Raw genomic sequence first — 25,989 nt, 5'->3', positions numbered from 1 at the left:
CCGCTGCGTTTGACGCGAAACCCCTGTTGACGCGAAACCTCTGTTGCGCGCAACTGCCTGGCGGCCCCGGCCTCCGCCGGGGCGACGCCTAGATCTGCGTCGCCAGCAGATAGGTCTGCCGCAGCGTATCGATCGGCTTAAGCCCCTCGGGCGTCTCGTGATGCCAGAAGGTCCAGCCGTTGCACGCCGGCGCCCCCTGCAACACCGAGCCGAGCTTATGGATCGACCCCGTCTGGTCGCCACTGATGACCGAGCCATCGGCGCGCACCGTGACACTGTAGCGGCGCTTGGCATCGACCAGCACTGCGCCCGCGACCAGCATACCATTCTCGACGATCGTACCGAAGGCTACGCGCGGTGCGGCCTTGGGGCTCTGCATCGTCTTGAGGGCCGATTCATCGAGCGGCAGCGCCGCCGCGATGCGTTCTTCGGCCGCCGCGATATAGTCGCTCTCGCGCTCGATCCCGATCCAGTGCCGGCCGAGCCGCTTGGCGACAGCCCCCGTCGTGCCGGTACCGAAGAACGGATCGAGCACCACGTCGCCGGGCTTGGTGCACGCGAGCAGAATACGGTAGATCAGCGCTTCGGGCTTCTGCGTCGGGTGAACCTTGACGCCGTCGCGCTTCAACCGCTCCTGCCCGCCGCACGTCGGGAATTCCCAGTCGGAGCGCATCTGCAGCTCGTCATTGAGCGTCTTCATGCTGCGATAGTTGAAGGTGTAGCGCGACTTCTCGCCCATCGACGCCCAGATCAGCGTCTCGTGCGCGTTGGTGAAGCGCGTGCCCTTGAAATTGGGCATCGGGTTGGTCTTGCGCCAGACGATGTCGTTCAGGATCCAATAGCCTAGATCCTGGATCGCCGCGCCGACCTTGTAGATGTTGTGATACGATCCGATCACCCAGATCGCGCCATTGTCCTTGAGGATGCGCTTCGCCTCGGCGAGCCATTCGCGCGTGAACTTGTCATAGGCGCTGAGCGAATCGAACTTGTCCCATTCGTCGGTGACCGCATCGACATGGCTGCCATCGGGCCGCGACAGGTCGCCGCCGAGCTGGAGGTTGTAGGGCGGATCGGCGAAGATCAGGTCCACCGACTTGGCCGGCAGCGCGCGCATCGCAGCAATGCAGTCGCCGCGCAGGATCTGGTCGAGCGGGAGCTGCACCGGTGCCTCGACCGCGCGTGGCGCTGCCGTCCTGATCTTCTCCAAAACCCCCATCGTCGTCGTCCCTTCGTGTGTGACGGGCATCCCTGCCAGCAACGAGACTCGCGTCAAGCGAACATTGGTTAACGAAAAACCTTGAGATTCCGTTAATTTGGCGGAACATTTCGGGAAACGAACCAGATATTGAGTCCGCACTTATCCACAGGCGCAACCTCTGGGGTGTGACGCAAAAGACTCGGGCGATGCTATTTCCGCGGCGATTTCGCGCGCGCCGCGTCGATCACCGCGTCGACCTCAGCGACGACGCGCTCTGGCTTGATTCGGTGGATGTAATGCGAGGTGCCATCGACGATGCGGTTGGTGCCAATCGTCGACAGCGCAGCCAACCGATCATGCTCCGCCCCCCAGATCGCGGCCATGCGTGGCAATTCGGCGCGCGCGGCGACCAGATCGGGCGGCAGATCCGGGCCATCCGACGCGGTCAGCACGCGCAGCGGCATCGCGCCATAGCGTCGGTGCGGATCGACCATCATCGCGCTGCTACGGTCGAACGATTCGCTCAGCGAGACCTGCGTGGCGAAGCGCCTTGGATCATAACTGAGCGCGGTAATCGTAGCACGAAGAAGCGGCGAAAAATCCGCCGGATACTTAACGCAGCGCCCGATCTCGGTCGAACTGTGATCGGGCTTGGCGACCAGGTCGGCACAATGCCGCATCGCGCGCAGGCCGCCCGCTTCATATTCGGCACCGGCAGAGGTAAAGGCCGGAAGCTCGCGCGCGAACCGCGCGCCCTGGTCGGGGAAGCTCGGATCGACCAACACCATCCCGACGACCTGAACGCGGTGCCGGTCGGCGAAGCGCAGCGTCTCATACGCGCCCATCGAATGGCCGACCAGCACATAGGGCCCAGTGATCCGCCCGCGCCGCAGCGCCGCTTCAAGATCGGCGACGGTGGCATCGACGGTTTGCGGTGCCTTGCTCGGGCTGCTCAGCCCGAACCCAGCACGATCCCAGGCGCAGACGCGGGTGTGCTTTGCGATATCCGGCTGGACCAAGCCCCACGAGACGCCCCAATCGCCCAGGCCCGCGGTCAGGATCACCGTCGGGCTGCCAGTGCCCATGCAGGTGAGGTGCATCGTCCGCCCGTCCGTCAGACGGATCGAATACGCCGCGCTGGCATAGGCGTCGAGCGCCGGGTTCGTTGCCGGTTTGGGAGCAGGAACTTGCGCACCGGCGCTGGAACCCAGCAGCAGGAGTGCGCTCATAAGGATGTGACTGAGGCGCTTCATCTGGACCCTCCGATGCCTGAGGCTAGCCCAGCGCGTGCAACAGATCGCACGCCGCCGCAACGGGTGCGAAGCTGCGCCGATGCAGCGGACACGGCCCGTGTTCGCGCAACGCGCGCAGATGATCGGGCGCGCCATAGCCCTTGTTGCTGTGCCAGCCATAGTGCGGATAGGTCTCGGCATAACCGAGCATCAGCGTGTCGCGCGTGTGCTTGGCGATGATCGACGCAGCGGCGATCGACAGGCTGATCGCGTCGCCCTTCACGATCGGGGTGGCAGCGAAGCCCCATTTGGGCAGCCGGTTGCCATCAACCAGCACGTGACCCGGCGCGCAGCCGAGCGCTTCCACCGCCAACGTCATCGCCTTCATCGTCGCCCAATAGATGTTGAGCGTGTCGATTTCGTCCGCCTCGACAATGCCGATACCGACCAGCGCGCAGCCATGCAGGCGGTCGTGCAGCCGCGCGCGTTCGGCCGCGGGCAGCTTCTTTGAATCGTTGATGCCGCGCGGGATGCCCTTGGCCGGCAAAATGACGGCAGCAGCCACGACCGGCCCGGCGAGCGGCCCGCGCCCGGCTTCATCCACGCCCGCTACGGGAGCGAGGCAGAGCTTTTCGTGTCTGAGGCTGGGCATGATCAGCCCTCCAGTTCTTCGAACGGATTAACCCCGAGCGAATGCCCCATCGGCCCATGACCCTGACCGAGGCCAGGCGCTGAAATCAAGGCGATGCGCACGAATCGAACGGCTTGGCGAAAGGCCGCTGAGATATCGAGGCCTTGTGCCAGCCCGCACGCCAGCGCGCTGGCGAAGGTGCAACCGGTGCCGTGGGTGTCGTCGGTATCGATGCGTTTCGCTTCGAGCCGATCGATTTCACCGGTCGGCGACAGCAAACGATCGACGATCCAATGTCCGTCGGAATGACCACCCTTGGCGACCAAGTGGCAACCATGCGCGAGCACCGCCCCCTCACCGCCAAGCGCTGCTAGTTCGGGCAGATTGGGCGTTACCACAGAAGCGAGCCTCATCAGCCGCTCGAACGCCGCAATCGTCTCCGCATCGGCCAGCACATCGCCACTGGTCGCGACCATGACGGGATCGAACACGATCGGCACGTCGAGCTTTTCCAACACATCCGCCACCGCATGCGCGGTATCGGCCGATCCGATCATCCCGATCTTCACCGCATCGACGCCGATATCCGACACGCACGATTCGATCTGCGCGATCACCATGTCGGTCGGCACCGGAAGCACCGCTTGGACGCCGAGCGTATTCTGCGCGGTGATCGCCGTGATCGCGGTCATCGCGTGGCCGCCGAGCATCGTCACCGTCTTGATGTCGGCCTGGACCCCAGCGCCGCCGCCCGAATCCGAACCGGCGATGATCAGGATGCGCGGCGTGGCAGCGCGGCTCATTGCGGCCGCTTGAAGCGCCGCACGGTCGATGCGGGGTGCCGCTCGAGCAAATCATCGACGCGCGCGGGGCGATCCATCAGCTCGCCGCCGCAATTGGGGCAACGGTCGTCGGCCTTTTCGGCGCATTGCGCGCAAAAGGTGCATTCGAACGAGCAGATGAAAGCCCCTGCCTCATCGGCCGGGAGATCGGTGCCGCACCGTTCGCAATCGGGGCGCATTTCGAGCATCGTGTCTTCCTTTTCCCCTCGGCCTCTCCTGCCCCCCCGCTTGCGGGAGGGGTTAGGGAAGGGGCTGGCCTAGCAAAGAGGCAGCATCGCATGCCGCACTGCCCTCCCCCAGCCCCTCCCGCAAGCGGGAGGGGAGCAGAAAGACGGGGGAGAGCTTTCAGCCAGCCGCGACGCGCACCGCTTCGCAGATCCGATCGACCACCGCTTCGACCTGCGCGGGGTCGTCGCCCTCGGCCATCACGCGGATCACCGGTTCGGTGCCCGACGGACGGATCACCAGCCGCCCCCTGCCCTTCAGCTCGACCTCGGCCTGCGCGATCACCGCCTTGACCGCCGCGTCGTCGAGCGGCTTGCCACCCGCAAAGCGCACGTTCTTGAGCAATTGCGGCAGCGGCTCGAAGCGATGCAGCAGCTCGCTCGCCGGTGCCCCCGCCCAGGCGAGCTCGGCGAGGATCTGCAGCGCCGCCACCAAGCCATCGCCGGTCGTCGCATAATCCGACAGGATGATGTGCCCAGACTGCTCGCCGCCGACATTATACCCCTGCGCGCGCATCGCCTCGAGCACGTGGCGATCGCCCACGCTCGTGCGCACCATGCCGATACCCTGCGCCGCAAGGTGCCGCTCGAGCCCGAGGTTCGACATCACCGTCGCGACCAACCCGCCATTCTTCAACCGCCCGCTGCGCGCCCAGCCACTTGCGATCGTCGCCATCAGCTGGTCGCCATCGACGACATGGCCCTTTTCATCGACCACGATCAGCCGATCGGCATCGCCGTCGAGCGCAATGCCGAGGTGCGCGCCCGTCTTCACGACGGTTTCGCACAGCAGCGTCGGCGCGGTCGAGCCGACGCCGTCGTTGATGTTCTTGCCGTTCGGCGTGACACCGATCGCGACGACCTCGGCCCCCAATTCCCACAAGGCGGTCGGCGCGACACGGTACGCCGCGCCATTCGCGCAATCGACGACGATCTTCATGCCGTCGAGCCGCATATTCTCGGGGAAGGTCGATTTGGCGAAATGGATGTAGCGCCCCTGCGCATCGTCGACGCGGCGTGCGCGGCCGATCTCGGGGGCGGGCGAAAGATCGATATCGCCGTCGATCAACGCCTCGATCGCGAGTTCGTCGGCATCGGAGAGCTTGTAGCCATCGGGCCCGAACAGCTTGATGCCGTTGTCGAAATACGGATTGTGGCTCGCCGAGATCATCACGCCGAGATCGGCGCGCATCGACTGCGTCAGCATCGCGACGGCGGGCGTCGGCATCGGCCCGAGCAGCACGACGTCCATCCCGACCGAGGTGAACCCGGCGACCATCGCCGATTCGAGCATGTACCCCGACAGCCGCGTATCCTTGCCGATCACGACGCGGTGGCGGTGATCCCCGCGCCGGAAGTGCGCGCCCGCGGCCATCCCGACCTTCATCGCCATCGCCGCGGTCATCGGCGTTGTGTTGGTGAGTCCACGAATCCCATCGGTGCCGAAATATTTTCTTGCCATGCGCGCGCGTCCATTCGGTTATGCGGGTTCCTCTTTGGGGCGTTCGACCGCGTCCCGCAATGACAAGGGCGAGCATGTCGGCGAAGTTGAACACCCCATCGACCCGGATTTTGCTGTCGCTCGTGGCCGGGCTCGCGCTCGGCACCGCGCTCGCAGCAGGGCTGCCGGGCGCCGTCCCGACCGTCACGGCGATTGCCGGACCGATCGGTTCTGCGTGGCTCAACGGCTTGCAGATGACGGTCATTCCGCTCGTCTTCGCGCTGCTCGTTACCGGAATCGCCGAGACGACGGCGGCGGCGCAAAGCGGTGCGATCGCGGCGCGCTCGATCGCGATCATCCTCGTCGTGATGATCTCGAGCGCGGTCGCCTCGGCGATCCTCACGCCGCTGTTCCTCCGCATCGTGCCGATGCCCGCTGCATCGGCCAAGGCGCTGCGGGGTGCGCTGGTCGATGCAGCGCCCGCCGGCCCGGTGCCGCCGCTCGGGGAATTCCTCGCCGGCATGGTGCCGAGCAACGTCGTCGCCGCTGCTGCCAACGGCGCGTTCCTCTCGCTGATCCTGTTCGCGCTCGTCTTCGCCTTTGCGCTCACCAAGATCGATCGCACCGGCCGTGACATCCTGACCAGCTTCTTCGCGGCGATCCGCGATGCGATGCTGGTGATGATCGGCTGGATCATCTGGATCGCGCCGATCGGCGTCTTCGCGCTTGCGCTGAGCGTTGCAGCCAAGACCGGCACCGCCGCGGTCGGCGCGCTGTTCCATTACGTCGCGACGGTCTCGGCCGTCGGAATCGTCGTCAGCCTGTTCGCGCTGCCGCTCGCGGTGTGGGGCGGACGGATCGCGCTCGGCCGCTTCCTGCGCGGCTCGGCGCCAGTGCTCGCGGTCGCGCTCAGCACGCAGAGCTCGCTCGCCAGCCTGCCCGCGATGCTGCGCAGTACCGAGGCGCTGGGCGTTCCCGTCGCCACCTCGGGCGTGGTCCTGCCACTCGCCGTCGCGATGCTGCGCGCGACCGGGCCGGCGATGAACCTCGCGGTGGCGATCTATGTCGCTTCGTGGTTCGGCGTGCCGCTGACCTTCGCGACGCTGAGCGCGGCGACCGCGATCGCGGTGCTCACCTCGCTCGGGTCGGTCAGCTTGCCGGGGCAAGTGAGCTTCATCAGCGCGATCGCGCCGCTCGCGGTGACGCTCGGCGTGCCGGTCGCGCCGCTCGGGCTGCTCGTCGCGGTCGAGACGATGCCCGATATCTTCCGCACGCTCGGCAACGTCATCTTCGACATGGCGGTCACGCTGACGGTGGCGGCGCGGAGCACCGCCGCGCCAGAAACCGCTGCCGATGCGCTGCTGCGCGATCCCGCCTAGCGGCGCAGCATGGCTTTCTTGAGCCGGGCGTGCGCCGACGCCTTGATCTGGCACACCCGCGCCGCGCCGACACCGATCACCGAGCCGATGTCCTCGAGGTTGAACTCCTCGACATAATACAGCTGGATGACCAGCGCCTCGCGCTCTGGCAGGCTGGCGATCGCGGCGATCAGCGTGTCGCGCTCCTGCTCGTCGGAGAGGTGGGCGAACGCGTCGGGCTCCTCGCTCGCGAACCACGGGCCCTCGTCCGAATACACATCGTCGATCGGCTCCATCCGCACCGGCTGGGCATTGGCATAATCGAGCCGCAGCTTCTCGGGCGTCACGCCGATCCGCGCGGCGACGAGCGCCGCATCGGGCGCATGGCCGAGTTCGGTGGTCAGCATCGCGACGGTCTCGGCATACAGGCGTTTCCTTTGCATCGCGCCGCGCGTGATCGTCGCGCTGCGGCGCAGCGCGTCGATCATCGCGCCGCGCACGCGCGTGGCGAGATATTGTTCGAAGGTCACTTGCCCGCGATCCTCGAACGCAGCGGCCGCTTCGACCAACGCGACCATCCCGGTCTGGACGAGATCCTCGACCTCGACCGCCGACGACATGCTGCCATGGATATGCCGCGCGATCCGCCGGACGAGCGGGAGATGCTTGCGCGCCAGCACGTTCATGTCGGGCGCGGCGGTGCGGCCATAGACCAGCGGCTGGGCGTCGGCGAAAAGCGCGGGGTTGGGCTGTGCGGTCATGCTGGGACCGCTCCGGCTGCGCCGATCACGGCGACGACTTCGACCGATTTGTCCTCGGGGACTTCGAAGAAGCTCATCACCGGGATATCGGGCAGGCAGGTCTTGACGAGCTTGCGGATCGCGACGCGGATCGCGGGCTGGACGACGAGCGCGAATGGCTTGGCTTCGTTGATCAGCGGCTGCGCGGCATTCTGCAGCGCATCGACGATGCGGCGGCCGAGATCGGGCTCGATCGTATGGCGCTTCGACGGATCGCCGCGCATCGCCTGGCCGAGCAGCCCTTCGAGCTGCCCCTCGAGCGTCATCACGCGCAGCGGCTCGCGCACGCCGCACAGCTTGCCGATGATCAGCCCGCCGAGCGCCGGGCGGATCATCTCGATGATCTCGTCGGCATCGAGCGTCTTCTGCGCCGCGACCGCGATCGCGGCGGCGATCCGCCGGAATTCCTTGAGCGGCACGTTCTCCGCGAGCAACCCGCGCAGCACCTGGGTGAGCGTGGTGAGCGGCAACGGATTGGGCGAGAGCGACGCGACCAGGTTCGCCGCGCGCTCCTTGAGCCCGTCGAGCAGCGCCTGGACTTCGTCGGGGCCGAGCAGTTCGGACGCATGGACGCCGAGCTGATGGTTGAGATGCGTCGCCATCACCGTGCCCGGATCGACCACGAGATAGCCCGCGCCGGTCGCGGCATCGGCGTCGCTCGGCGCGATCCACACCGCGTCGAGCCCGAAGGTCGGGTCCTTGGCGCGCTTGCCCATCAGCCCGCCGACCGCCTGGCCGGTATCGAGCGCGAGCATCTCGTCGGGCGAGACGCTGTCCTCGCCGACGACGACGCCGCCGACGATGATGCGATAGGCGAACGGCGCGAGGTTGATGTCGTCGCGCACGCGGACCTGCGGAATGACGAAGCCCATGTCCTTCGACAGCTGACGCCGCACCCCCGTGATCCGCCCCATCAGCGGCGCACCGCGACGCTCGTCGACCAGCGGCACCAGGCCATAGCCGATGTCGAGATTGACCTGCATCGTGTCGGCGACTTCGTCCCAGCCGATCTTCGAATAATCGATCGGCTCGGCCGGCACGATCTCGACCAGCGCGGGGCGGCGCGAGGCCTGGCGCATCTTCCACGCGGCAAAGCCGGCAAGGCCAGCGGCAGGCAGGATGATGAGGTGCGGCATCCCCGGCATCACGCCGAGCAGCCCGAGGATGATCGCGACCGGGGTCCAAGTCCGCGCCGAGCCGAACTGGCTGCCGATCTGGCCGGCGAGATCCATCGTCGACTGGACGCGCGTCACGATTGCCGCCGCGGCGATCGACAGCATCAGCGACGGGATTTGGGCCACAAGCGCATCGCCGATCGCGAGCAGCACGTAATTGTGCGCCGCCGCCGCGATCGTCATGCCGTGGCTGACGGGACCCAGGATCAACCCGCCGACGATGTTTGCGGCGAGGATCAGCAGGCCCGCGACCGCGTCGCCCTTCACGAACTTCGACGAACCGTCCATCGACCCGTAGAAATCGGCCTCGGTCGCGACTTCGACGCGGCGCAGCTTGGCTTCCTCGGGGGTGATCAACCCGGCGTTGAGATCGGCGTCGATCGCCATCTGCTTGCCGGGCAACGCATCGAGCGTGAAGCGCGCCGACACTTCGGATACGCGACCCGCACCCTTGGTGACGACGATCATGTTGATGATCACGAGGATCGCGAAGACGAACAGGCCGACGACATAATCGCCACCGATCAGGAAGGTGCCGAACGCCTCGATCACATGACCCGCGGCACTCTCGCCCTCATGCCCGTGGACCAGCACGACGCGCGTCGAGGCGACGTTGAGGCTGAGACGGAACAGCGTCGCGAACAGCAGGACGGTCGGAAAGGCCGAGAAATCGAGCGGCTTTTGGGCGTTGAGGCTGACCATCAGCACCGCGAGGCTGATCGTGATGTTCATGATGAAGAACACGTCGAGCATCGCCGCCGGGATCGGCACGACCATCAGCACGACGAGCAACAGGATCGCGACGGGGAGCGCTGCCGAACGCAGCAGCGGCAGGATCCCGCCCGCCTTTCCGGCGGGAGCTGTCAGAGCAATCGCCACTTAGTTACGCCCCCATCTGCGCGAGCAACATGTACGCGAGCCGCGCGTTCGCCGGCGTCGGACGGAGCAAGCTGGCGGCTGAGTTCGATGCCATCTGCGTCGTCGAGCTGCCCATCGCGCCGCCCAAGCGCTCGAGCGTCGACTGCGCCCAGATCGTCGCGTCCGAGGTAGAGGTTTCGGCATTGCCGGGGATGACGTCGGCGCCCCACGAACCAAGCCGCGTCGCGGCCAGGCCCGACGTTGCGGGTGCGCTGGCGCCCTCGATGCTCTTGCCGAGCTTGGCCGAGAAGCGGCTGTAAATGTCGGAGAGCGATCGCGCGCTGCCATCGGAATTGAAGAACACGCCGCGATTGGCGCGGGCGGCGGCGGGGAACATCGCCGCGCCGCTCTTGTCGGGATTGGCCTGCATCGTCGTCAGGAACGAGCGCGCGCCGCCGAGCCCGAGGAAATGCGCCATATAGAGATCGGTGCCGGTCGCGGTGCGCCCGGTCGCGCTTTCGAGCGCGTCCTTATTGTCGCTGGCATGTTCGGCCGCCATCAGCGACGCCGCCGCCGGATCGTTGCGCAGCGCGAGGATCGCGCGCTTCATCGTCGGATCGGAGACCGTGGCATGCCCGCCGGCACCCGTCGTAATCGCGTTGGCGGCCCAGGCGAGGCCGTTCTCGGCGCCGTGCGCTTTCACGACGCGCAACCAGCTTTGGTCGACGAACTGGTACAGCCCGCGCGCACTCGACGTCCCGGCCTTGGCCGAGGCATTCAGTCCGCTCTCGAGCTTGGCTTGCCCCAGCAGATAGTTGAAGTCGATGCCGGTCTTCTGACTGGCATTGGCGATGGCGTTGCGGATCGCACCGCCAGCGCCGGTCGCATCAACCGCCCCGTTCAGAATGGAAAGTGGATTGAAAGGCATCGGACCCCTGCTTGCGCGTCTTCACGGCAAGCACAGCAAGGGTCGTGCCAAGATGCTTAATCAGGCGTAAGCGGCGAGCCCCATGCCGGGGCGATAGACCGTTCCGGGGCCCGACCCGGTCGCGACACCGGCAGAACCGGTCAAGGTTTGCAGGCGGCGGCGAACATTTGCCGCCATCAGATTGACGTAAATCCTGCAGGTTTCGTTCAAGCGATGCGCTTCCTCGGCAAGCGCGCGCAGCTCATCGCCGGCGGGCGCCTGGCCGAACGCGGCAACCGCCTCGATCGCGGCGAGCTTGTCGGCGGTCGCGCGCTCGAGCGCGGCAACGTCGTTGACCTTCAACGCACCGATCTCGGCATGGAGCGCTTCGATCACGCCGATCAGCGCGTCGCGCCGCGTCGGGACGCTCATTTGTTCGGGCTCCAATACAGTTTCAAAGCGAGCATCCGGTCGGCAATCGTTTCAGGGGAGATTGGGTACGTTCCGTTGCGCACCGCACGGCGGACTTCGTCGACGCGCTCGGTCTCGGCGGCGCTTGGCTTGCCGAAGTCGAAGGCGATCGCCGACAGCTCGCGCTGCTGGGCCACCGCGTCGCTCCGCCGCTCGACCGTCGCCGCGGGCTTTGCTGCAGCGGCTACCGGCACGACCAGCCGGTCGTGCGGTGTGACTGCCTTGGATCCGATTGCATCTACCATGTCTGCACCTTCGCGGTTCTCGCTGACATAGAGAGGAACGACCGATGCGCGCGGACCTTAAGAAAAGATTTCGCGCTTTTTTGGCAGTGCCGCTTATTCGGTCCAGCCCGGCAGCGTCGCGCGGCCGCTGTCGATCGCGACCGCCTGGATCGGTGCCTTGGCGGCGTCGATCTTGACGAGGAAGCGCCCGCCCGCGACGGCATCGCCGACCGCAATGCCATCGCGCGTGATCGAAAAGCCGCGCGACCCCGCACTGATCGTCACCGGATCGCCGCGCTTGATGACATAGACGGGGCGCGACGCGCTGACTTCGCTTGGCGTCAGGACGAGCGGCGCGGCACCCTTGGGCGCCGCCACGGGCAGCTTCATCGGCACATACATCCGCCATTCGGGCCCGGTGCACGTCACGACCACGGCATCATGCACCTCGGAGCGCCACGCCAGCGACACCATCGGACAGGCGGCCAGCTTCAGTCGGCTGTCGATCGGCGTGCGCGCGCCCCCTTCGTCGCCAATGCCGTGCCCGGCAAAGGCGGTCACGGCGCGGTCGAGCGCGGTGGTATCCTGGAAGGCCCGCGGCGCTGTCGCGGCGAGCGGCGCGGCGACGGCGAGCAAGAGCAAGGGGAGACGACGAATCATCGCGGGGTCCTTTGAGGCGGCAAATTGGGGTTGCCGGGCGGCAAGCGCGTGCCGGCCCCGGCAAAGCCGGTGGAAACAGTCACCGATCGGCCCAGCGGTCGCGCGGTGGAGACGATCGTGAGGCGATCGGCCGGAACGGCATGCGCGACGAGCAGCAGCGTCGCCACCGCGCGCGCGCGATCGGCGGCGAGCATCGCGCCGCTCCCGGTCACGGGGTCGACATCGCCAGGCGAGCCATCGACCGCGCCCGCGATCCGCAAGGTCACCCGGCGGTCGCGCGTCGCCTCGCGCGCCCAGGCAATCAGCGCGGCGGGCGACTCCGTCGCCACTGCCGAGCCCGGCGCAAAGCCGCGCAACGCGCCGACCGACACCGCGATCGGATCGGCGGGCTCGGTCCGCGCGCTGTCGCGCACGCCGAAACCCTCGCGCAGGCCCTTGGCGAGCGCATGCCGGTCGAGCGTCTGGCTCGCCTGGAGAAACACGAAGAAGCCGATCAGCAGAAGCGCCAGATCGGCGAGCGTCATCAGCCACACCGGCCGGCTCGAACCGAGCTCGGGCAGCGCGTCCTCGAAGGCAGCGGCGGTCATGCGACTTCCATCAGCGCGGCACCGCGCGGCCGCTCGCGCGCGGCGAGCGCGATAAGCGGCGGATCGAGCCGCAACCGCTCGATCGCCTCGTCGCGGGCATGGCGGCGCAGCCGCGCGGCGATCGGCGCAAGCACGAGATTAGCGAGCACCGCACCATAGAGCGTGGCGAGCAAGGCGACCGCCATCGCCGCACCGATCGCGGCGGGATCCTGCATCTTCACGAACATGCCGACGAGGCCGATCAGCGTGCCGACCATCCCCATCGCCGGCGCGGTCTCGGCCGCGCCCGACCACAGTTCCGCAGACGCCACGGCGCGTTCGGTGCGCGCGCGGCGGCGCTGGCGGAGCAGTTCGGCGACATCCTCGGGCGTCGCGCCATCGACGATCGCGGCGACCGCGGCGGCGATGTCGGGGTCGGCGATGACGGAGCGGTCGAGCGCCATCACGCCGTGGCGCTTGGCGATGCGGCCGAAGGCAGCGATCTGGTCGAGCAAAGGATCGGCATCGAACCGCACGCCGGCAAGTGACCCGAGCGCGGCAAACCCGCCCGCCAAGTCGCGCGCCGGCGTGCGCAGCACCATCGCCGCGAGCGTCCCCCCACCGACGATGGCGAAGGCGAGCGGATCGAGAAAGGGGGCAAGGAGCGCTGTCATCGCGGGACTCACTGCAAGGCGCGGGCCAGTTTCATCCCCGCGTCGCCCCGGCCGCGCCGGGGCCGCCATGGGACCGCGCACGGCGTCACCCGCGCGCTACGCCAGCTCTCTCACGTCGCAGCGGCCCCGGCCTGCGCCGGGGCGACAACCGGCAATCGTATTGCCGCCTTCCGGCAAGCCTTTGCCGCCCGCTCCCGCCGAATGCCGCATTTCACGCCCATACTCCATTTGGCACGCCCCTTGCTGATACCCTTTCGCGCAATAAGGCGCTGGAGACGGGCGATGCCCAACGACAGTTTGTTCGGAGTACATGGGTCAGCCCTCGAAGTGCGTTCGCAGCGCATGGGCGTGCTCGCGTCGAACATCGCCAACGCCTCGACGCCGGGCTTCAAGGCGCAGGACGTCGATTTCCACACCGCGCTCGCCGCGGTCGAAAATGCTGGCGGCGGCAATGCGAGCATCACCGGCGCGCTGCAATATCGCGTGCCCTCACAGCCTTCGCTCGATGGCAACACCGTCGAGCTCGCGACCGAGCAGACCGCCTTTGCCGAGAACGCCGTCGCCTATCAGACGACGCTTTCCTTCCTCAACGGGCGGATCAGCCAGATCACCCGTGCACTGCGAGGCGAATAGAATGGCCGATCCTCTCACGATCTTCCAAGTCGCCGGGCGCGCGATGTCCGCGCAGCTCGTGCGGATGAACACGACCGCGTCGAACCTCGCCAATGCCGGTTCGGTCACGACCAGCGCCGAGACCGCCTACCGCACGATCAAGCCGATCTTCCGCACGCAGTACGACAAGGCCTCGGGCCTCGCGACGGTCAACGTCGAAAGCATCGTCACCGCCGGCGAGACGCCGTCGAAACATTACGATCCGTCGCATCCGCTCGCCGACAAGGACGGCAACGTCTGGGAATCGGCGGTCGATGAAACGCGCGAACTGGTCGACATGATGGAGACCTCGCGCACCTACCAGAACAATGTCGAGGTCATGCAGACGGCGAAATCGCTGATCCTCGATACCCTCAAGATGGGACGCTAACATGGCCAGCACCTTCGATTCCACGCTCTCCAGCCTCGGCATCAGCGCGACGAAGTCGACTTCGGCCGCAGCGGCCACCGCCAAGTCGACCTCGCTTGGCACGTCGGATTTCCTCAAGCTGCTCACCGCGCAGCTGCAGAACCAGGATCCCTTCTCGCCGACCGACAACAGCCAGATGGTCGCGCAGCTCGCGCAGATCACCAGCACCTCGGGCATCGCCGACATGGGCACGACCTTGAAGGCGATCCAGACCAAGCTCGGCGCCACCAGCACCGCCGACGCGCTGTCCTATGTCGGCAAGACGATCCTCACCGAAGGCAGCACCGCCTACGGCCGGACCAGCGGCGGCATCGCCGGCGCGGCCGAGATCGACGGTGATGCGAGCGCAGTCCGCGTCGCGATCAAGGATGCCAACGGCCAGTTGCTCAACACGCTCGACCTCGGCGCGCAGAAGGCCGGCACGATCAATTACGACTGGGACGGCAAGACCGCGAGCGGCACCGACGCCGGCGCCGGCCCCTTCACCGTCTCGGTCAGCGCGAGCAGCGCCAGCGGCAGCGTCGCCGGCCGCAATCTGGTGTGGGCGCCGGTCTCCACCGTTTCGGTTCCCGCCACTGGCAGCCCGACGCTCACCGTCCCCGGTGTCGGCCAGGTCGCGCTGAGTGCGGTTCGCCAAGTCGGCTGACGCCCTTCCCCCGCTTTCTTCCAAGATTCTCAGGAGCCCGCCATGTCCTTCTACACCTCGCTCAGCGGCCTGCAGGCCGCGCAGACCGAACTCTCGACCGTCAGCCACAACCTCGCCAACGTCTCGACCGACGGCTTCAAGAAGAGCCGCACCAATTTCGCCGACGTGATCGCCTCGAGCATCGCGACCGATCCGACCAAGCTCGTCGGGTCGGGCGTGGTCGTCAAAGCGAACCAACAGCAATTCACCGAGGGTAATCTCAAGACCACCGGTGGCGCGCTCGATCTCACGGTGACCGGCGACGGCTTCTTCACGGTCAAGACCGCCGGGCTCAATCCCACCACCGCCTATACCCGCAACGGCGGCTTCAAGGTCGATCCAGCGACGCACAACATCGTCGACGCGCAAGGGTCGGCGCTGCTCGGCTATCCAGTCGATGCCAAGGGCAACGCCACCGCAACGGGCGCGGCGGGGCTGAGCGCGCTCAACCTGGCCGAGACGAGCGGCACCCCGGTGGCGACCGGCAAGGTCGCGCTCGGCGTCAATCTCTATGCCGCCGCGAGCGTGCCGTCCGCGACCTTCAGCCCGACCAACGCCGCGAGCTACAACAGCACGACGACGTCGACGATCTACGATTCGTCGGGCAAGGCGAGCACGCTCACGAACTATTATGTCAAGACCGCGGACAATGCCTGGACGGTGCACAGCTTTGCCGGCGACAAGGAATTGACCGTCGGCGGATCGACCGCGGGAACGCCCGTGACGTTCGGCAGCGACGGCAAGCTCACCGCGCCGACCGCGGCGATTGCCTATGACGCCTTCATGCCCGGCACCGGCGGCGTCTCGCAGACGCTGACGGTCAATCTGGCGGGTTCGACGCAGGCCTCGACGGCGTTCGCGGTCAATACGCGCAGCGTCGACGGGTCTTCGGTCGGCATGCTCGCCGGCGTGTCGGTCGATACGCAGGGCATCGTCTCGGCCAATTACTCGAACGGCGACACCGTCGCGCTCGGCAAGGTCGCGCTCGCCAATTTCGCCGATCCAACGGGCCTTCGCCAGATGGGCAACAGCTATTGGTCGGCGAGCGGCGTTTCGGGCCAGGCGACGCTCGGCGCCGCCAACGAGAACGGCTTCGGCTCGATGCTGTCGGGCACGCTCGAGGGGTCGAACGTCGATATCACCGAGGAACTGGTCAATCTGATCGCGGCGCAGCGCAACTTCCAGGCCAACGCCAAGGCGCTCGATACCGCCAGCCAGATCTCGCAGACGATCATCCAGATTCAGGGCTGATCGGGAGGCGATTGGGGTAGCGCATGGACAAGCTGGTTTACACCGCGGCCTCGGGGCTCAAGGCGCATCTCGCGTCGCAGGCCGCGATCGCCAACAATATGGCGAACGCCTCGACGATCGGTTTTCGCGCCGATCGCGTCGTGTTCGACCGGCTGTCCTTGCAAGGCTCCGATTTCGACACGCGTACGCCCGCGTCGGCCGAAGTGGTCGATGCCGACCGCAAGGCCGGCACGATCCAGCAGACCGGGCGTCCGCTCGACGTCGCGGTGGCAAGCGACAGCTGGCTGACCGTCCAGGCGACCGACGGGACCGAAGCCTATACGCGCCGCGGGGATCTGGAAATCGCGCCTTCGGGCGTGCTCCAGACTGGCGACGGCTTCCCGGTGATCGGGTCGGGGGGCCCGATCACCATCCCGCCGGCACAAAGCGTCAGTATCTCGCAGAGCGGCGAGATCTCGATCATTCCGATCGGCGGCGACATCAAGAATCCGCAAGTGATCGACACGCTCAAGATCGCCAGCGCCAAGGGGTCGGACACCGTCAAGGGCACCGACAATCTGCTCTACGTGCGCGGCGGCGGCGTGCTCCCCGCCGATGTCGACGCGAAGATCGAGAGCGGCGCGCTCGAGGGATCGAACGTCAACATGACTCAGGCGCTGGTCGACATGATCGAGAACCAGCGCAGCTACGAGGTCCAGGCCAATCTGATGAAGTCGGCCAAGGACATGGATGAATCCAGCGCATCGCTGATGCGGCTGCCAAGCTGAAGAAGGAATAGACCATGGGTAGTGCAGCCATGCAGATCGCGCGGACTGGGATCGATGCCCAGGACATGCGCATGCGCGTCATCTCGAACAACCTCGCGAACGTGAACACCACGGCGTACAAGAAGGACCGGGCCGCGTTCGAGACGCTCGCCTACCAGACGGTCACCGCGCCCGGAGCGCCGAGCTCTTCGGAATCGAAATACGCGACGGGGCTCAACCTCGGCACCGGCGTCAAGATCCAGGGCACCGCGCGGATCGATACGCAAGGGTCGTTCCAGCAGACCAACAACAGCCTCGACATGGCGCTCGACGGCGATGGCTATTTTCAGGTCCAGCTGCCCGGCGGCACGCTCGGCTACACCCGCGCGGGCAATTTCTCGCGCAGCCCCGAAGGGCTGCTGGTGACGAGCGAGGGCTATCAAGTCCAGCCCGGCATCACGATCCCCGAAGGCGCGACCGCGATCACCGTCGGCACCGACGGCACCGTCTCGGCGACCGTCCCCGGCCAGTCGGCGTCGACCCAGCTCGGCCAGATCCAGGTCGCGAGCTTCCCCAATGCCGCGGGCCTACTGTCGAAGGGCGACAATTACCTTGCCGAAACCTCGGCGTCGGGCGCGGCCAATCTCGGCATCGCGGGGCAAGAAGGCCGCGGCAACATCCGCCAGGGGCAGCTCGAAGGATCGAACGTCAACGTCGTCGAGGAGCTCGTCGACATGATCGAGACGCAGCGCGCCTATGAGGTGAATTCGAAAATGATCACCGCGACCGACGAGATGCTGAAATATGTTAACCAAAATCTGTGATGGTTAACACCATGACATCCCTCTCTCTCCGAATCGCCTGCGTCCTGACGCTCGCTTTGGTGCCGACGGTCGCGCAAGCGAACCTGTTCGGCGGCAAGAAGAAGCCCCCGGTCGATTTCTCGGCGGCACTCCCCGCAGCCGAGCCCGAGGCGCCGCTGGTGGCGAACGGGTCGATCTTCCAGGCGAGCAGCGGCTATGCCGCGCTCTACGAAGGCACGCGCGCGCGCCGCGTCGGGGATCCGCTGACGATCGTGCTGGTCGAGGCGACCGCTGCCTCCAAATCGGCCAATTCAAAGCTCGGCTCGAGCGGCGGCCTCAGCCTGATCCCGCCGACAACCGGCCGGCTCGCGCTGTTCCAGGGCACCGACGTGTCGATGAGCGGATCGCGCAATTTCAACGGCAGCGGCGCCGCCGACCAGTCGAACAGCCTGTCGGGCGAAGTCAGCGTGACGGTGAGCAAGGTGCTCTCGAATGGCACGATGCTCGTTCAAGGGCAGAAGCGCGTCACGCTCAACCGCGGCGACGAGTTCGTCCAAATCAAGGGGCTGGTCCGCTCGGCCGATATCGACGCCAACAACCGCATCCCCTCGACGCGCGTCGCCGACGCGCAGATCGCCTATACCGGCAAGGGCGACGTGGCGCGCGCGAGCCGCCAAGGCTGGCTGAGCCGCTTCTTCTCGGTGGTGAGCCCCTTCTGATGACCCTTTTGCGCGCCCTCCCCCCCGTCACCCCCGCAAAAGCGGGGGTCCCGCTTCTCCTTCGGACCGCGGGCAAGAAGCGGGACTCCCGCTTTCGCGGGGGTGACGGCTGGAAGCTGGTGCTCGCTTTCCTTTTCGCCGTGCTGTTTGCCACCCCCGCCTCGGCCGACCGGATCAAGGATCTCGGCGGCTTCCAGGGTATCCGCACCAACCAGCTGACCGGCTACGGCATCGTCGTCGGCCTTCCCGGCACGGGCGACGACAATCTCGAATACACCATCCAGTCGATGAAGGCGGTCGCCTCGCGCTTCGGGCTGCAATTGCCCGCAAACGTCAACCCCGGCCTCAAGAACGCCGCCGTCGTGATGATCACCGCCGATCTGCCGCCCTTTGCCAAGCCCGGCCAGAAGCTCGACATCACCGTCGCCTCGATGGGCAAGGCCAAGTCCTTGCGCGGCGGCGCGCTGATCATGACCCCGCTGCTCGGCGCCGATAACCAGATCTATGCAATGGCGCAGGGCAATCTCGCCGTCGGTGGGCTTGGTGCCGAGGGCAAGGACGGTTCGACGATCGTCGTCAACATCCCCTCGGCGGGACGCATCCCCGAAGGCGCGACGGTCGAGCGCGCCGTCGCGACCGGGTTCGAGAACACGCCCACCCTGACCTTCAACCTCGCACGCGCCGATTTCACGACGGCGCAGAACGTCGCCGGCGCGATCAATTCGCGGCTCGGCGCGGGCACCGCGCAGGCGACCGATGCCGTCTCGGTCGCGGTCCGCGCGCCGGTGGGCGGCGACATCCGCGCGACGCTGATGAGCGAGATCGAGAACCTCGACGTCGTCTCGGCCGAACCCTCGGCAAAAGTAATTGTTAATGCCCGGACGGGAACGGTCGTTATCAACTCTGCGGTCCGCGTCGGCACCGCCGCGGTGACACACGGCAAGCTGACGGTGCGGATCGACGAAACCGAAAAGGTCAGCCAGCCCTTGCCGTTCAGCCAGGGCCAGACCGCCAAGCAGCAAAAGTCCGCAGTTGCGGTCGACGAGGAAAAGCACCCGATGTTCCTGCTCGAGCCCGGCCCCAAGCTGTCCGACGTGGTCAAGGCGGTCAATGCGATCGGCGCCTCGCCGGCCGATCTGGTCGCGATCCTCGAAGCGCTGAAGGAAGCCGGCGCGCTCAAGGCCGAGTTGATCGTGCTATGAGCGACGTTCCCGCCATCACCCCGATCCCGGGCCCGACGACAGGCATCAGCGTCGACACCAGCCGCTTGCAGAGCCGCGCCAATCTCGAGGCCGCCGGCAAGAAGTTCGAAGCGGTGTTCACCGGCATGATGGTCAAGTCGATGCGGTCGACGCATCTCGCCGAGGATGGCCTGTTCGGCTCGAAGGGCATGGATACCTTCAAGGAAATGCAGGACACGCAAGTCGCGCAGAACATGGCCGAGCATGCGCCGCTCGGCATCGGCAAGGCGATGACCGCGTTCCTCGCCAAGTCGCAGGCCGCCCTGCAGCCCGCCGCCGAGCCGCCGGCTGAGGGCACGACGCCGTGAGCGACCTGCTCAGCATCGGCGCGAGCGGGGTGAAGGCGTATCAGACCGCGCTCACCACCGTATCCGAGAATATCGCGAATGCCGCGACGCCGGGCTATGCCAAGCGGACCGCGGATTTGCGCGAAGTCGCGCCCGCGCTCGGCATCGCGAGCGGCGGCAAGATCGCGGTCGGGCAAGGCGTCATCGCCGCCGGAATTACGCGCTCGGCCGACTCGCTGCGCGCCGCCGACGTACGCAACGCGAGCGCCGATCTCGCGCGGACCGACACCAGCGTCGAATGGCTCGGCCGCATCCAGAGCGCGCTGACCGGCAACCAGGTCGGCGAGCAGATCACCGGCTTCTTCAATTCGGCCAAGACCGTCGCCGCCGATCCCACCGCATCGGCGCCGCGCGCAGCGATGCTCGAACAGGCCAAGACCGTTGCCGCCAGCTTCACTGCAACGGGCAAGGCGCTCGACAGCCTCGACGCCGATCTCGATACGACCGCGACGCAGGCGGTGACGACGCTGACCGCGCTCGGCACCGCCCTCGCCAAGGTCAATGACGGGCTTGGCCGCGTACAACCCGGCTCGAACGGCGCGGCGCAACTCGCCGACCAACGCGATTCGATTCTCAATCAAATGAGTGCGATCAGCGATCTCTCGGTTTCGACCGACTCGGCCGAGCGCGCGAGCGTGAAGCTCGGCAACGGCGGCGGCCCGACGCTCGTCGCAGGCAACCAGTCGGCGAGCGTTGGCTTTGCGCGTGGCACCGACGGGACGGTCGCCTTCACCGTTCAAGCCGCCGACGGCGTGGCGCCGGTGACCTCGTCGGGCGGCGCGCTTGCAGGCGTGGTCGAGGCCGCAGCGCGGATCGCCGATGCTCGCATCCAGCTCGGTGGGATCGCCAGCGCCTTCACCAGCGGCGTCAACGCCGTCCAGGCGGAAGGCAGCGACCTCGCGGGCACTCCCGGCGCAGCGCTGTTCGCGACCGGCAGCAGCGCGACCGACATCACCGTCGCACTCACCGACCCGAACGGCATCGCCGCCGCCGCCAAGGGCGCGGGCCCGCGCGACAACAGCAACCTCGCCAATCTCGCCACGTTGCGCACCACCGGCGCGTTCGAGACCAAGGCCACCGCGCTCGTCTCGAGCAACGCCGCCACGCTCGCCAGCCGCCAGCAAGTCGCGACAGCGCAAGGGTCGATCCGCGACAATGCAATTGCCGCGCGCGACGCCGTATCGGGGGTCAACCTCGATAGCGAAGCGGTCGACCTGCTGCGCTTCCAGCAAGCCTATTCGGCGTCGAGCCGCGTGATCCAGGTCGCGCGCGACACGCTCCAGTCGATCCTCGACATCCGCTAGGACCCGCCATGCAGATCGGCACCAGCCAATTCTACGACACCGGAGCGTCGCAGCTGTCGAAGCTGTCGGCCAAGGCCGACACGCTCAACACGAAGATCGCGTCGACCAAGAAGTTCACCGATCCGTCCGCCGACGTGGTCGCGTACAACCGCCTTTCCACGATCAAACAAGCGACCGCCGACAGCAAGGCCTATGCCAGCAACGTGAGCATGGCGACATCGCTGCTGCAGCAATCGGATTCGACGCTGAGCGCGATCGGCACCCAACTCCAGCAGGCGGCCGAGCTTACCACGCGAGCCGCGAACGGCACGCTCAACGACACCGACCGCAAGGCGATCGCGATCCAGCTGCAGAGCATCCGCGACGATCTCGTCAATCTGGCTGGAACGAAGGACGCGCGCGGCCAGCCGCTGTTCGGCGCGGCGACTGGCACCAATGCGGTGACCCAGGCGGCCGACGGCACGGTCAGCTTCGGCGGCACGGGCGAAGTCTCGGCGATCCCGGTCGCCGACGGCACCAACATCCAGGCGACCGACAGCGCGCAGCGCGTGTTCGGCAACATCCCGACGAGCGGCGGCGGCACGACCGATGCGTTTGCGGTGCTCTCGAACTTCATCTCGGCGCTCAACGCGGGCGGCGACATTTCGAGTGCTGCGGGCACAGCGGCCGATGGACTGAAGGGCGCGATGACGCAGGTCAACGCGGTCCAGGGCTCGGTCGGCGCGCGCGCGGCGCGGCTCGACATCGTCTCGACGCAGTCGACCGACGCCGCCAGCGCGCGCGAGCTCGATCGCTCGGCGCTCGAGGATACCGACCTGTCGAGCGCGATCGCCGAACTGCAGAAGACGATGACGGTGCTTTCGGCAACGCAAGCAAGCTTCACCAAGCTCGGCTCGCTCTCGCTGTTCGATTACCTGAAATAAGCCGGTCTTCCGCCGGGAGCGCAAGCGATCGGCGCGGCTCGCCCCGCTCCTGAGGGCGATCGGGGTAAAACAAACCTTCGTTGGTTAACTGGTTGAACACCAATCCCCGCTAAGCCGTCATCATAGTCCGCAGGTCCACCCGACCCGCGTCAGCCAGGGGCCACCGCCACTCATGTTTCCGGTCATCGGCATAGTCGTTCTTCTCGTGATGATCTTCGGCGGTTTCGCGATCACCGGCGGCGCGCTCGGCCCCGTGATGGAGGCCATCCCGCACGAGATGCTGATCATCGGCGGCGCCGCAGTCGGCGCGCTCATCATCGGCAATTCGATGAAGGAGCTGAAGGCGCTCGGCGGCGGGTTGATGAAGGTCTTCAAGGGCCCGAAATACAAGAAGCAGGATTATCTCGACGTCATCTTCCTCGTGTCGAAGCTGATGAAGATGCTGCGCACCGAAGGCCCGATCGCGCTCGAACCGCATGTCGAGGATCCGGCTTCCTCCGCAGTGTTCGCCGAATATCCGCGGCTGCTGTCGGATCATGCGCTGACCAACCTGATCGCCGATACGCTCCGGCTCGTCGTCGTGTCGTCGGGCACGCTCGACGTTCATGCCGTCGAGGACGTGATGGACAATATGATCAAGACCCACCACCACGAGGTCGAAGGCCCGCAAGGCACGATCGCGACGCTCGCCGACGCGCTCCCCGCGCTCGGCATCGTCGCGGCGGTGCTCGGCGTGGTCAAGACGATGGGCTCGATCGACAAGCCGCCGGCGATCCTCGGTGCGATGATCGGCTCGGCGCTGGTCGGCACCTTCATGGGCGTTCTGCTCGCCTACGGCATCGTCGCGCCGCTCGCCAATCGCCTCAAGCAAGTGCTCGATGCCGATGGTGCGATCTATCACGTCGTTAAGCAGATCATCATCGCCTCGCTCCACGGCCACCCGCAGCCGCTCGTCATCGAAGCAGCGCGCTCTGGCATCGCGCATTCGAACCAACCCGGCTTCGCCGAGGTGTTCGACGGGTTGCGGGGGCGGTAATCGTGACGGATTTAACGCGAAGCCGCGAAGTCGCGGAAAAGGTTGGGCTCCCGCAGAGACGCGGAGACGCGGAGGTGGCTCACCCCATCGCCGCGGTAGCCCTGCACCATTGCCGTACGGCGGACGACAGCATGCTGACGCGCGCGCATCCTGCGTTGCGCGACCTGCGCGCTCTGCGCTGCCGCGCAAACGCCTCCTTCTTCCTCCGCGTCTCCGCGGCTCCGCGTGACTCCTCTTCGCTTCGCGCCTTCGCGCCGTCGCGTGAGACCCTTCCGACAGGCCGACGCTGATGGCCGCCGCCCGCGCCCCGCACGGCGCCAACGTGCCGCCCAAGATCATCTACAAGAAGATCTATATCGAGGGTCATGGCGGCCATCACGGCGGCGCGTGGAAGGTCGCCTATGCCGATTTCGTGACGGCGATGATGGCATTCTTCCTGCTGATGTGGCTGCTCGGTGCGACCAATGAAAAGCAGCGCAAGGCGCTCGCCGATTATTTCTCGCCGACGCTCGTCCAGATGAAAGAAAACAGCGCGGGCTCGAACGGTATCTTCGGTGGCGATTCGATGACGTCGAAGGACAATTACGCGCACCGCGCCTCGCAGACCGGCACGCGCTCGATGACGATCCCGGTCGAGGCAATCGGCGGCGACCAGGTCGGCACCGGGCAGAAGGGCACGCTCAAGGACAAGGCGCTGACGACCGAGGATCGCAAGAATTTCGAGGCGATGAAGCACGCCATGACCAAGTCGATGGCGACCAACCCAGCCCTCGCGCGCCTCTCGAACCATGTCCGCTTCGTCAAGACCAATGACGGGATGCGGATCGATCTGCTCGACGATGCCGATTACTCGATGTTCGATCTCGGCACGACGCAACTTGATCCGCGCGCGTCGGCGCTGCTCGGAATGATTGCCAAATCGATCAAGGGCACCGACAACCCGATCATGATCCGCGGGCATACCGACAATCTGGGCTATGGCGATCCGCTCGCGATGAACAATTGGATGCTGTCGAGCGCGCGCGCCGAGGCGACGCGGCGCCGGCTCGCCGCGGGTGGGTTGCCCGACACGCGGTTCAACCGGATCGAGGGCGTCGCCGACCGCGAGCCGATGATCAAGGACAATCCCTCCGATCCGCGCAACCGCCGCGTCGCGATCACCTTGCTCTACCGAGTGACTGCTTTCGGGCAGTGATGCCGCGCAGGACCCAGATTGAGCGCTGGACCAGATGGAGCGTCCAGGCGGCGCTGGGGCTGCTGCTGCTCTACGGGCTCAGTTCGATCCCCGATCTGAACACGCGATGGGGCATCACTGTCGCTTCGATCGGCGCGGTCGCCGGCTGGATTGCCCTCGCCGCAACCGGGTTCGACATCCTGCGCGAGCGCCCTGGCATCGGGCCGCTCGCCGCGCTGGCGACGACGCTGGTGGTGGTCCGCAGCGTCTTCGCGTTGCTTGCCGTCGGGCGCACATCGACCGGCGACCCCAACGCCTATCTCAATCTCGCCAAGGGCCTGCTCGCTGGCCACGGGCTGGTGATCCACGATCCGTTCTTCGGCTCGGCGTGGCGCGCGCTGTTTCCCCCGCTCTATCCGCTGCTGCTGGCAGGCTGGGGCGCGGTTTTCGGGTTCGATACGGCCGCTGTGTTGACGCTCGGCACGCTGACCGATGGTGCGACGGCATGGCTGCTGTTCGTCCTGGGGTCCCGGCTCGGCAGTGCAGTGGCCGGACGCCGCGCCGCCTGGCTCTATCTGATCTGGCCGTCGGTGCTGTTTTCGGCGCCGCTTGCGCAGAAGGAGTCGCTGTGTGCGCTGCTCGTCCTCTTGCTGGCGCTCGCCTGGATCGATCGCCGCGCGGGCTGGCGCGGTGCGCTCGCGCTCGGGGTTCCGGCCGGGTTGCTCGCCCTGACGCAGCCGGGCGAGGCGCCGCTCGCCGCTGTGTTCGGGTTGGTACTCGTCGGCCGGATCGGGCTGTGGCCGATGCTGCGCACGGGACTGCAAGGCGGCGTGGTCGCAGCGGTGGTGCTGGTGCCGTGGTGGGTGCGCAACTGGGCAGTGTTCCACGCTTTCGTCCCGCTCACCACCGCGAGCGGCGCGAGCCTGTGGATTGGCAACAATCCCGATGCGACGGGCAATTGGCAACCGCCGCCGCCCGCCCTCAAGGGGATCCCCGAGCTCGCTTACGGCAAGCGCATCGGCGCGATCGCGGTCGAGTGGATCCGTACGCATCCGGTCGGCTTCGTCCGGCTGACGCTGACCAAATTCGTCCGCGCGTCGGGCATCGCGCAGTTCGGCGTGACGCGGCTCGTCGCGATGGGTCCGCCGGTGCCACGCGTGCTCGCCGCCGCCTTGTGGCCGCTGTCGATGCTCGCGCATCTCGCCTTGCTCGGCGGCGCGGCGTTCAAGCTCGGTCCCCGCCTGCCCTTCACGCTCGTGCTGCTGATCGCCGCCTGCGGGCTCCAATTGCTGCTGTTCGGCGTGTGGTTCGAATTCGGCGAGCGCCACCGCGAATTCGTCACGCCGTTCCTGCTGCTCGCTTTATGCTGGTCGTTCGCGGCGCCAGCGGTTGAGAAAGCGCCTGCGACCCCCTAGCTT

At 66.9% G+C, this 25,989-nt stretch carries 29 protein-coding genes; 15 read left to right on the top strand and 14 right to left on the bottom strand.

Annotation, left to right across the window (positions count from 1 at the left end; translation table 11 throughout):
• Window positions 1-88: 88 nt before the first annotated feature.
• From QN347_RS10100 to glmM, 6 genes are all read right to left on the bottom strand, one after another.
• Window positions 89-1,216 (bottom strand): site-specific DNA-methyltransferase, encoded by a 1,128-nt coding sequence (locus QN347_RS10100; RefSeq protein WP_322164120.1) that lies wholly within the window; start codon window positions 1,214-1,216, stop codon window positions 89-91.
• 191 nt (window positions 1,217-1,407) lie between these two features.
• Window positions 1,408-2,451 carry an alpha/beta hydrolase gene (locus QN347_RS10095; protein ID WP_322160899.1) on the bottom strand — a complete coding sequence of 348 codons (1,044 nt, stop codon included), beginning with the start codon at window positions 2,449-2,451 and terminating at the stop codon, window positions 1,408-1,410.
• A 22-nt stretch (window positions 2,452-2,473) separates the two neighbouring features.
• The gene (locus tag QN347_RS10090) at window positions 2,474-3,082 is read right to left on the bottom strand and encodes a ribonuclease HII (protein WP_322160900.1); all 609 of its coding nucleotides are present in this window, start codon (window positions 3,080-3,082) and stop codon (window positions 2,474-2,476) included.
• Window positions 3,083-3,084: 2 nt separating this feature from the next.
• Entirely contained in the window at window positions 3,085-3,864 is a 780-nt protein-coding gene (gene thiD / locus QN347_RS10085; RefSeq protein ID WP_322160902.1) for a bifunctional hydroxymethylpyrimidine kinase/phosphomethylpyrimidine kinase, read from the bottom strand.
• Window positions 3,861-4,091: a DUF1272 domain-containing protein gene (locus tag QN347_RS10080; protein ID WP_133191639.1), complete on the bottom strand. Its 231-nt coding sequence runs from the start codon at window positions 4,089-4,091 to the stop codon at window positions 3,861-3,863. The genes thiD and QN347_RS10080 overlap by 4 nt, the downstream gene beginning before the upstream one ends.
• A gap of 157 nt (window positions 4,092-4,248) precedes the next feature.
• Window positions 4,249-5,589 (bottom strand): phosphoglucosamine mutase, encoded by a 1,341-nt coding sequence (gene glmM, locus QN347_RS10075; RefSeq protein ID WP_322160904.1) that lies wholly within the window; start codon window positions 5,587-5,589, stop codon window positions 4,249-4,251.
• 74 nt (window positions 5,590-5,663) lie between these two features.
• Between glmM and QN347_RS10070 the strand changes: the two genes are divergently transcribed.
• Window positions 5,664-6,947, top strand: a complete 1,284-nt coding sequence (locus QN347_RS10070; protein ID WP_322160906.1) for a dicarboxylate/amino acid:cation symporter — start codon at window positions 5,664-5,666, stop codon at window positions 6,945-6,947.
• Here the strand turns inward: QN347_RS10070 and QN347_RS10065 are convergent.
• From QN347_RS10065 to QN347_RS10030, 8 genes are all read right to left on the bottom strand, one after another.
• Window positions 6,944-7,687, bottom strand: coding sequence for a sigma-70 family RNA polymerase sigma factor (locus QN347_RS10065; protein WP_133191636.1), 744 nt, complete (start codon window positions 7,685-7,687; stop codon window positions 6,944-6,946). The two genes, QN347_RS10070 and QN347_RS10065, sit on opposite strands and share 4 nt — an antisense overlap.
• Window positions 7,684-9,780, bottom strand: coding sequence for a flagellar biosynthesis protein FlhA (gene flhA, locus QN347_RS10060; RefSeq protein WP_416194467.1), 2,097 nt, complete (start codon window positions 9,778-9,780; stop codon window positions 7,684-7,686). Before flhA ends, QN347_RS10065 begins: the two co-directional genes overlap by 4 nt.
• Before the next feature lie 4 nt (window positions 9,781-9,784).
• Window positions 9,785-10,687 (bottom strand): lytic transglycosylase domain-containing protein, encoded by a 903-nt coding sequence (locus tag QN347_RS10055; RefSeq protein ID WP_133191635.1) that lies wholly within the window; start codon window positions 10,685-10,687, stop codon window positions 9,785-9,787.
• Between the two features lie 60 nt (window positions 10,688-10,747).
• Window positions 10,748-11,098 (bottom strand): flagellar protein FlgN, encoded by a 351-nt coding sequence (locus QN347_RS10050; RefSeq protein ID WP_133191634.1) that lies wholly within the window; start codon window positions 11,096-11,098, stop codon window positions 10,748-10,750.
• On the bottom strand, window positions 11,095-11,382 hold the full coding sequence (locus QN347_RS10045; RefSeq protein WP_133191633.1) for a flagellar biosynthesis anti-sigma factor FlgM: 288 nt from the start codon (window positions 11,380-11,382) through the stop codon (window positions 11,095-11,097). Before QN347_RS10045 ends, QN347_RS10050 begins: the two co-directional genes overlap by 4 nt.
• A gap of 93 nt (window positions 11,383-11,475) precedes the next feature.
• Entirely contained in the window at window positions 11,476-12,021 is a 546-nt protein-coding gene (locus tag QN347_RS10040) for a flagella basal body P-ring formation protein FlgA (protein WP_322160908.1), read from the bottom strand.
• The gene (locus QN347_RS10035; protein ID WP_322160910.1) at window positions 12,018-12,608 is read right to left on the bottom strand and encodes a flagellar motor protein MotB; all 591 of its coding nucleotides are present in this window, start codon (window positions 12,606-12,608) and stop codon (window positions 12,018-12,020) included. Before QN347_RS10035 ends, QN347_RS10040 begins: the two co-directional genes overlap by 4 nt.
• Window positions 12,605-13,261 (bottom strand): MotA/TolQ/ExbB proton channel family protein, encoded by a 657-nt coding sequence (locus QN347_RS10030; protein ID WP_322160912.1) that lies wholly within the window; start codon window positions 13,259-13,261, stop codon window positions 12,605-12,607. The genes QN347_RS10035 and QN347_RS10030 overlap by 4 nt, the downstream gene beginning before the upstream one ends.
• Window positions 13,262-13,543: 282 nt before the next feature.
• Here QN347_RS10030 and flgB point away from each other — a divergent pair, with 282 nt between their 5' ends.
• The 14 genes from flgB to QN347_RS09960 all read left to right on the top strand — a co-directional run bounded on the left by flgB (window position 13,544) and on the right by QN347_RS09960 (window position 25,986).
• Window positions 13,544-13,894 carry a flagellar basal body rod protein FlgB gene (flgB, locus tag QN347_RS10025; RefSeq protein WP_133191630.1) on the top strand — a complete coding sequence of 117 codons (351 nt, stop codon included), beginning with the start codon at window positions 13,544-13,546 and terminating at the stop codon, window positions 13,892-13,894.
• A gap of 1 nt (window position 13,895) precedes the next feature.
• Window positions 13,896-14,303 (top strand): flagellar basal body rod protein FlgC, encoded by a 408-nt coding sequence (gene flgC / locus QN347_RS10020; protein ID WP_133191629.1) that lies wholly within the window; start codon window positions 13,896-13,898, stop codon window positions 14,301-14,303.
• 1 nt (window position 14,304) lies between these two features.
• A complete protein-coding gene (locus QN347_RS10015) occupies window positions 14,305-14,988 on the top strand; it encodes a flagellar hook assembly protein FlgD (protein WP_322160913.1) in 684 nt (227 codons plus the stop codon).
• 42 nt (window positions 14,989-15,030) lie between these two features.
• A complete protein-coding gene (locus QN347_RS10010; RefSeq protein ID WP_133191627.1) occupies window positions 15,031-16,278 on the top strand; it encodes a flagellar hook protein FlgE in 1,248 nt (415 codons plus the stop codon).
• Between the two features lie 23 nt (window positions 16,279-16,301).
• Window positions 16,302-17,045 carry a flagellar basal body rod protein FlgF gene (locus tag QN347_RS10005; RefSeq protein ID WP_189676999.1) on the top strand — a complete coding sequence of 248 codons (744 nt, stop codon included), beginning with the start codon at window positions 16,302-16,304 and terminating at the stop codon, window positions 17,043-17,045.
• Window positions 17,046-17,059: 14 nt separating this feature from the next.
• Complete coding sequence (flgG, locus tag QN347_RS10000; RefSeq protein ID WP_010184707.1) at window positions 17,060-17,848, top strand: flagellar basal-body rod protein FlgG; 789 nt, start codon at window positions 17,060-17,062, stop codon at window positions 17,846-17,848.
• Between the two features lie 11 nt (window positions 17,849-17,859).
• The gene (locus tag QN347_RS09995; RefSeq protein ID WP_322160915.1) at window positions 17,860-18,546 is read left to right on the top strand and encodes a flagellar basal body L-ring protein FlgH; all 687 of its coding nucleotides are present in this window, start codon (window positions 17,860-17,862) and stop codon (window positions 18,544-18,546) included.
• A gap of 119 nt (window positions 18,547-18,665) precedes the next feature.
• Window positions 18,666-19,748 (top strand): flagellar basal body P-ring protein FlgI, encoded by a 1,083-nt coding sequence (locus tag QN347_RS09990; protein ID WP_354288133.1) that lies wholly within the window; start codon window positions 18,666-18,668, stop codon window positions 19,746-19,748.
• Window positions 19,745-20,095: a rod-binding protein gene (locus QN347_RS09985; protein ID WP_322160917.1), complete on the top strand. Its 351-nt coding sequence runs from the start codon at window positions 19,745-19,747 to the stop codon at window positions 20,093-20,095. The genes QN347_RS09990 and QN347_RS09985 overlap by 4 nt, the downstream gene beginning before the upstream one ends.
• A complete protein-coding gene (flgK, locus tag QN347_RS09980; protein WP_322160919.1) occupies window positions 20,092-21,438 on the top strand; it encodes a flagellar hook-associated protein FlgK in 1,347 nt (448 codons plus the stop codon). The genes QN347_RS09985 and flgK overlap by 4 nt, the downstream gene beginning before the upstream one ends.
• Before the next feature lie 8 nt (window positions 21,439-21,446).
• Window positions 21,447-22,361: a flagellar biosynthesis protein FlgL gene (locus tag QN347_RS09975; protein ID WP_322160921.1), complete on the top strand. Its 915-nt coding sequence runs from the start codon at window positions 21,447-21,449 to the stop codon at window positions 22,359-22,361.
• 172 nt (window positions 22,362-22,533) lie between these two features.
• On the top strand, window positions 22,534-23,397 hold the full coding sequence (gene motA, locus QN347_RS09970) for a flagellar motor stator protein MotA (RefSeq protein ID WP_133191621.1): 864 nt from the start codon (window positions 22,534-22,536) through the stop codon (window positions 23,395-23,397).
• Between the two features lie 289 nt (window positions 23,398-23,686).
• Window positions 23,687-24,592, top strand: coding sequence for a flagellar motor protein MotB (locus tag QN347_RS09965; RefSeq protein ID WP_189676995.1), 906 nt, complete (start codon window positions 23,687-23,689; stop codon window positions 24,590-24,592).
• Window positions 24,592-25,986 (top strand): glycosyltransferase, encoded by a 1,395-nt coding sequence (locus QN347_RS09960; RefSeq protein ID WP_322160923.1) that lies wholly within the window; start codon window positions 24,592-24,594, stop codon window positions 25,984-25,986. The genes QN347_RS09965 and QN347_RS09960 overlap by 1 nt, the downstream gene beginning before the upstream one ends.
• Window positions 25,987-25,989 lie beyond the last annotated feature (3 nt).

It is taken from the genome of Sphingomonas sp. 10B4 (genome assembly GCF_035019905.1).
Taxonomy (GTDB): domain Bacteria; phylum Pseudomonadota; class Alphaproteobacteria; order Sphingomonadales; family Sphingomonadaceae; genus Sphingomonas; species Sphingomonas glacialis.
The sequence above is the reverse complement of the archived record's forward strand: the minus strand, read 5'-3'. Positions and strand labels throughout refer to the sequence as shown.

Coding starts and splice junctions, on each gene's coding strand:
- QN347_RS09975 (WP_322160921.1), top strand. CDS start 21,447: ATGCAGATCGGCACCAGCCAATTCTACGACACCGGAGCGTCGCAGCTG.
- thiD (WP_322160902.1), bottom strand. CDS start 3,864: ATGAGCCGCGCTGCCACGCCGCGCATCCTGATCATCGCCGGTTCGGAT.
- QN347_RS10100 (WP_322164120.1), bottom strand. CDS start 1,216: ATGGGGGTTTTGGAGAAGATCAGGACGGCAGCGCCACGCGCGGTCGAG.
- flgG (WP_010184707.1), top strand. CDS start 17,060: ATGGGTAGTGCAGCCATGCAGATCGCGCGGACTGGGATCGATGCCCAG.
- QN347_RS09985 (WP_322160917.1), top strand. CDS start 19,745: ATGAGCGACGTTCCCGCCATCACCCCGATCCCGGGCCCGACGACAGGC.
- flgC (WP_133191629.1), top strand. CDS start 13,896: ATGGCCGATCCTCTCACGATCTTCCAAGTCGCCGGGCGCGCGATGTCC.
- glmM (WP_322160904.1), bottom strand. CDS start 5,589: ATGGCAAGAAAATATTTCGGCACCGATGGGATTCGTGGACTCACCAAC.
- QN347_RS10030 (WP_322160912.1), bottom strand. CDS start 13,261: ATGACAGCGCTCCTTGCCCCCTTTCTCGATCCGCTCGCCTTCGCCATC.
- QN347_RS10065 (WP_133191636.1), bottom strand. CDS start 7,687: ATGACCGCACAGCCCAACCCCGCGCTTTTCGCCGACGCCCAGCCGCTG.
- motA (WP_133191621.1), top strand. CDS start 22,534: ATGTTTCCGGTCATCGGCATAGTCGTTCTTCTCGTGATGATCTTCGGC.
- QN347_RS10015 (WP_322160913.1), top strand. CDS start 14,305: ATGGCCAGCACCTTCGATTCCACGCTCTCCAGCCTCGGCATCAGCGCG.
- QN347_RS10035 (WP_322160910.1), bottom strand. CDS start 12,608: ATGACCGCCGCTGCCTTCGAGGACGCGCTGCCCGAGCTCGGTTCGAGC.
- QN347_RS10045 (WP_133191633.1), bottom strand. CDS start 11,382: ATGGTAGATGCAATCGGATCCAAGGCAGTCACACCGCACGACCGGCTG.
- QN347_RS10055 (WP_133191635.1), bottom strand. CDS start 10,687: ATGCCTTTCAATCCACTTTCCATTCTGAACGGGGCGGTTGATGCGACC.
- QN347_RS09960 (WP_322160923.1), top strand. CDS start 24,592: ATGCCGCGCAGGACCCAGATTGAGCGCTGGACCAGATGGAGCGTCCAG.
- flgB (WP_133191630.1), top strand. CDS start 13,544: ATGCCCAACGACAGTTTGTTCGGAGTACATGGGTCAGCCCTCGAAGTG.
- QN347_RS10005 (WP_189676999.1), top strand. CDS start 16,302: ATGGACAAGCTGGTTTACACCGCGGCCTCGGGGCTCAAGGCGCATCTC.
- QN347_RS10090 (WP_322160900.1), bottom strand. CDS start 3,082: ATGCCCAGCCTCAGACACGAAAAGCTCTGCCTCGCTCCCGTAGCGGGC.
- QN347_RS10095 (WP_322160899.1), bottom strand. CDS start 2,451: ATGAAGCGCCTCAGTCACATCCTTATGAGCGCACTCCTGCTGCTGGGT.
- QN347_RS09965 (WP_189676995.1), top strand. CDS start 23,687: ATGGCCGCCGCCCGCGCCCCGCACGGCGCCAACGTGCCGCCCAAGATC.
- QN347_RS10080 (WP_133191639.1), bottom strand. CDS start 4,091: ATGCTCGAAATGCGCCCCGATTGCGAACGGTGCGGCACCGATCTCCCG.
- QN347_RS10010 (WP_133191627.1), top strand. CDS start 15,031: ATGTCCTTCTACACCTCGCTCAGCGGCCTGCAGGCCGCGCAGACCGAA.
- QN347_RS09995 (WP_322160915.1), top strand. CDS start 17,860: ATGACATCCCTCTCTCTCCGAATCGCCTGCGTCCTGACGCTCGCTTTG.
- QN347_RS10040 (WP_322160908.1), bottom strand. CDS start 12,021: ATGATTCGTCGTCTCCCCTTGCTCTTGCTCGCCGTCGCCGCGCCGCTC.
- QN347_RS10070 (WP_322160906.1), top strand. CDS start 5,664: ATGTCGGCGAAGTTGAACACCCCATCGACCCGGATTTTGCTGTCGCTC.
- QN347_RS10050 (WP_133191634.1), bottom strand. CDS start 11,098: ATGAGCGTCCCGACGCGGCGCGACGCGCTGATCGGCGTGATCGAAGCG.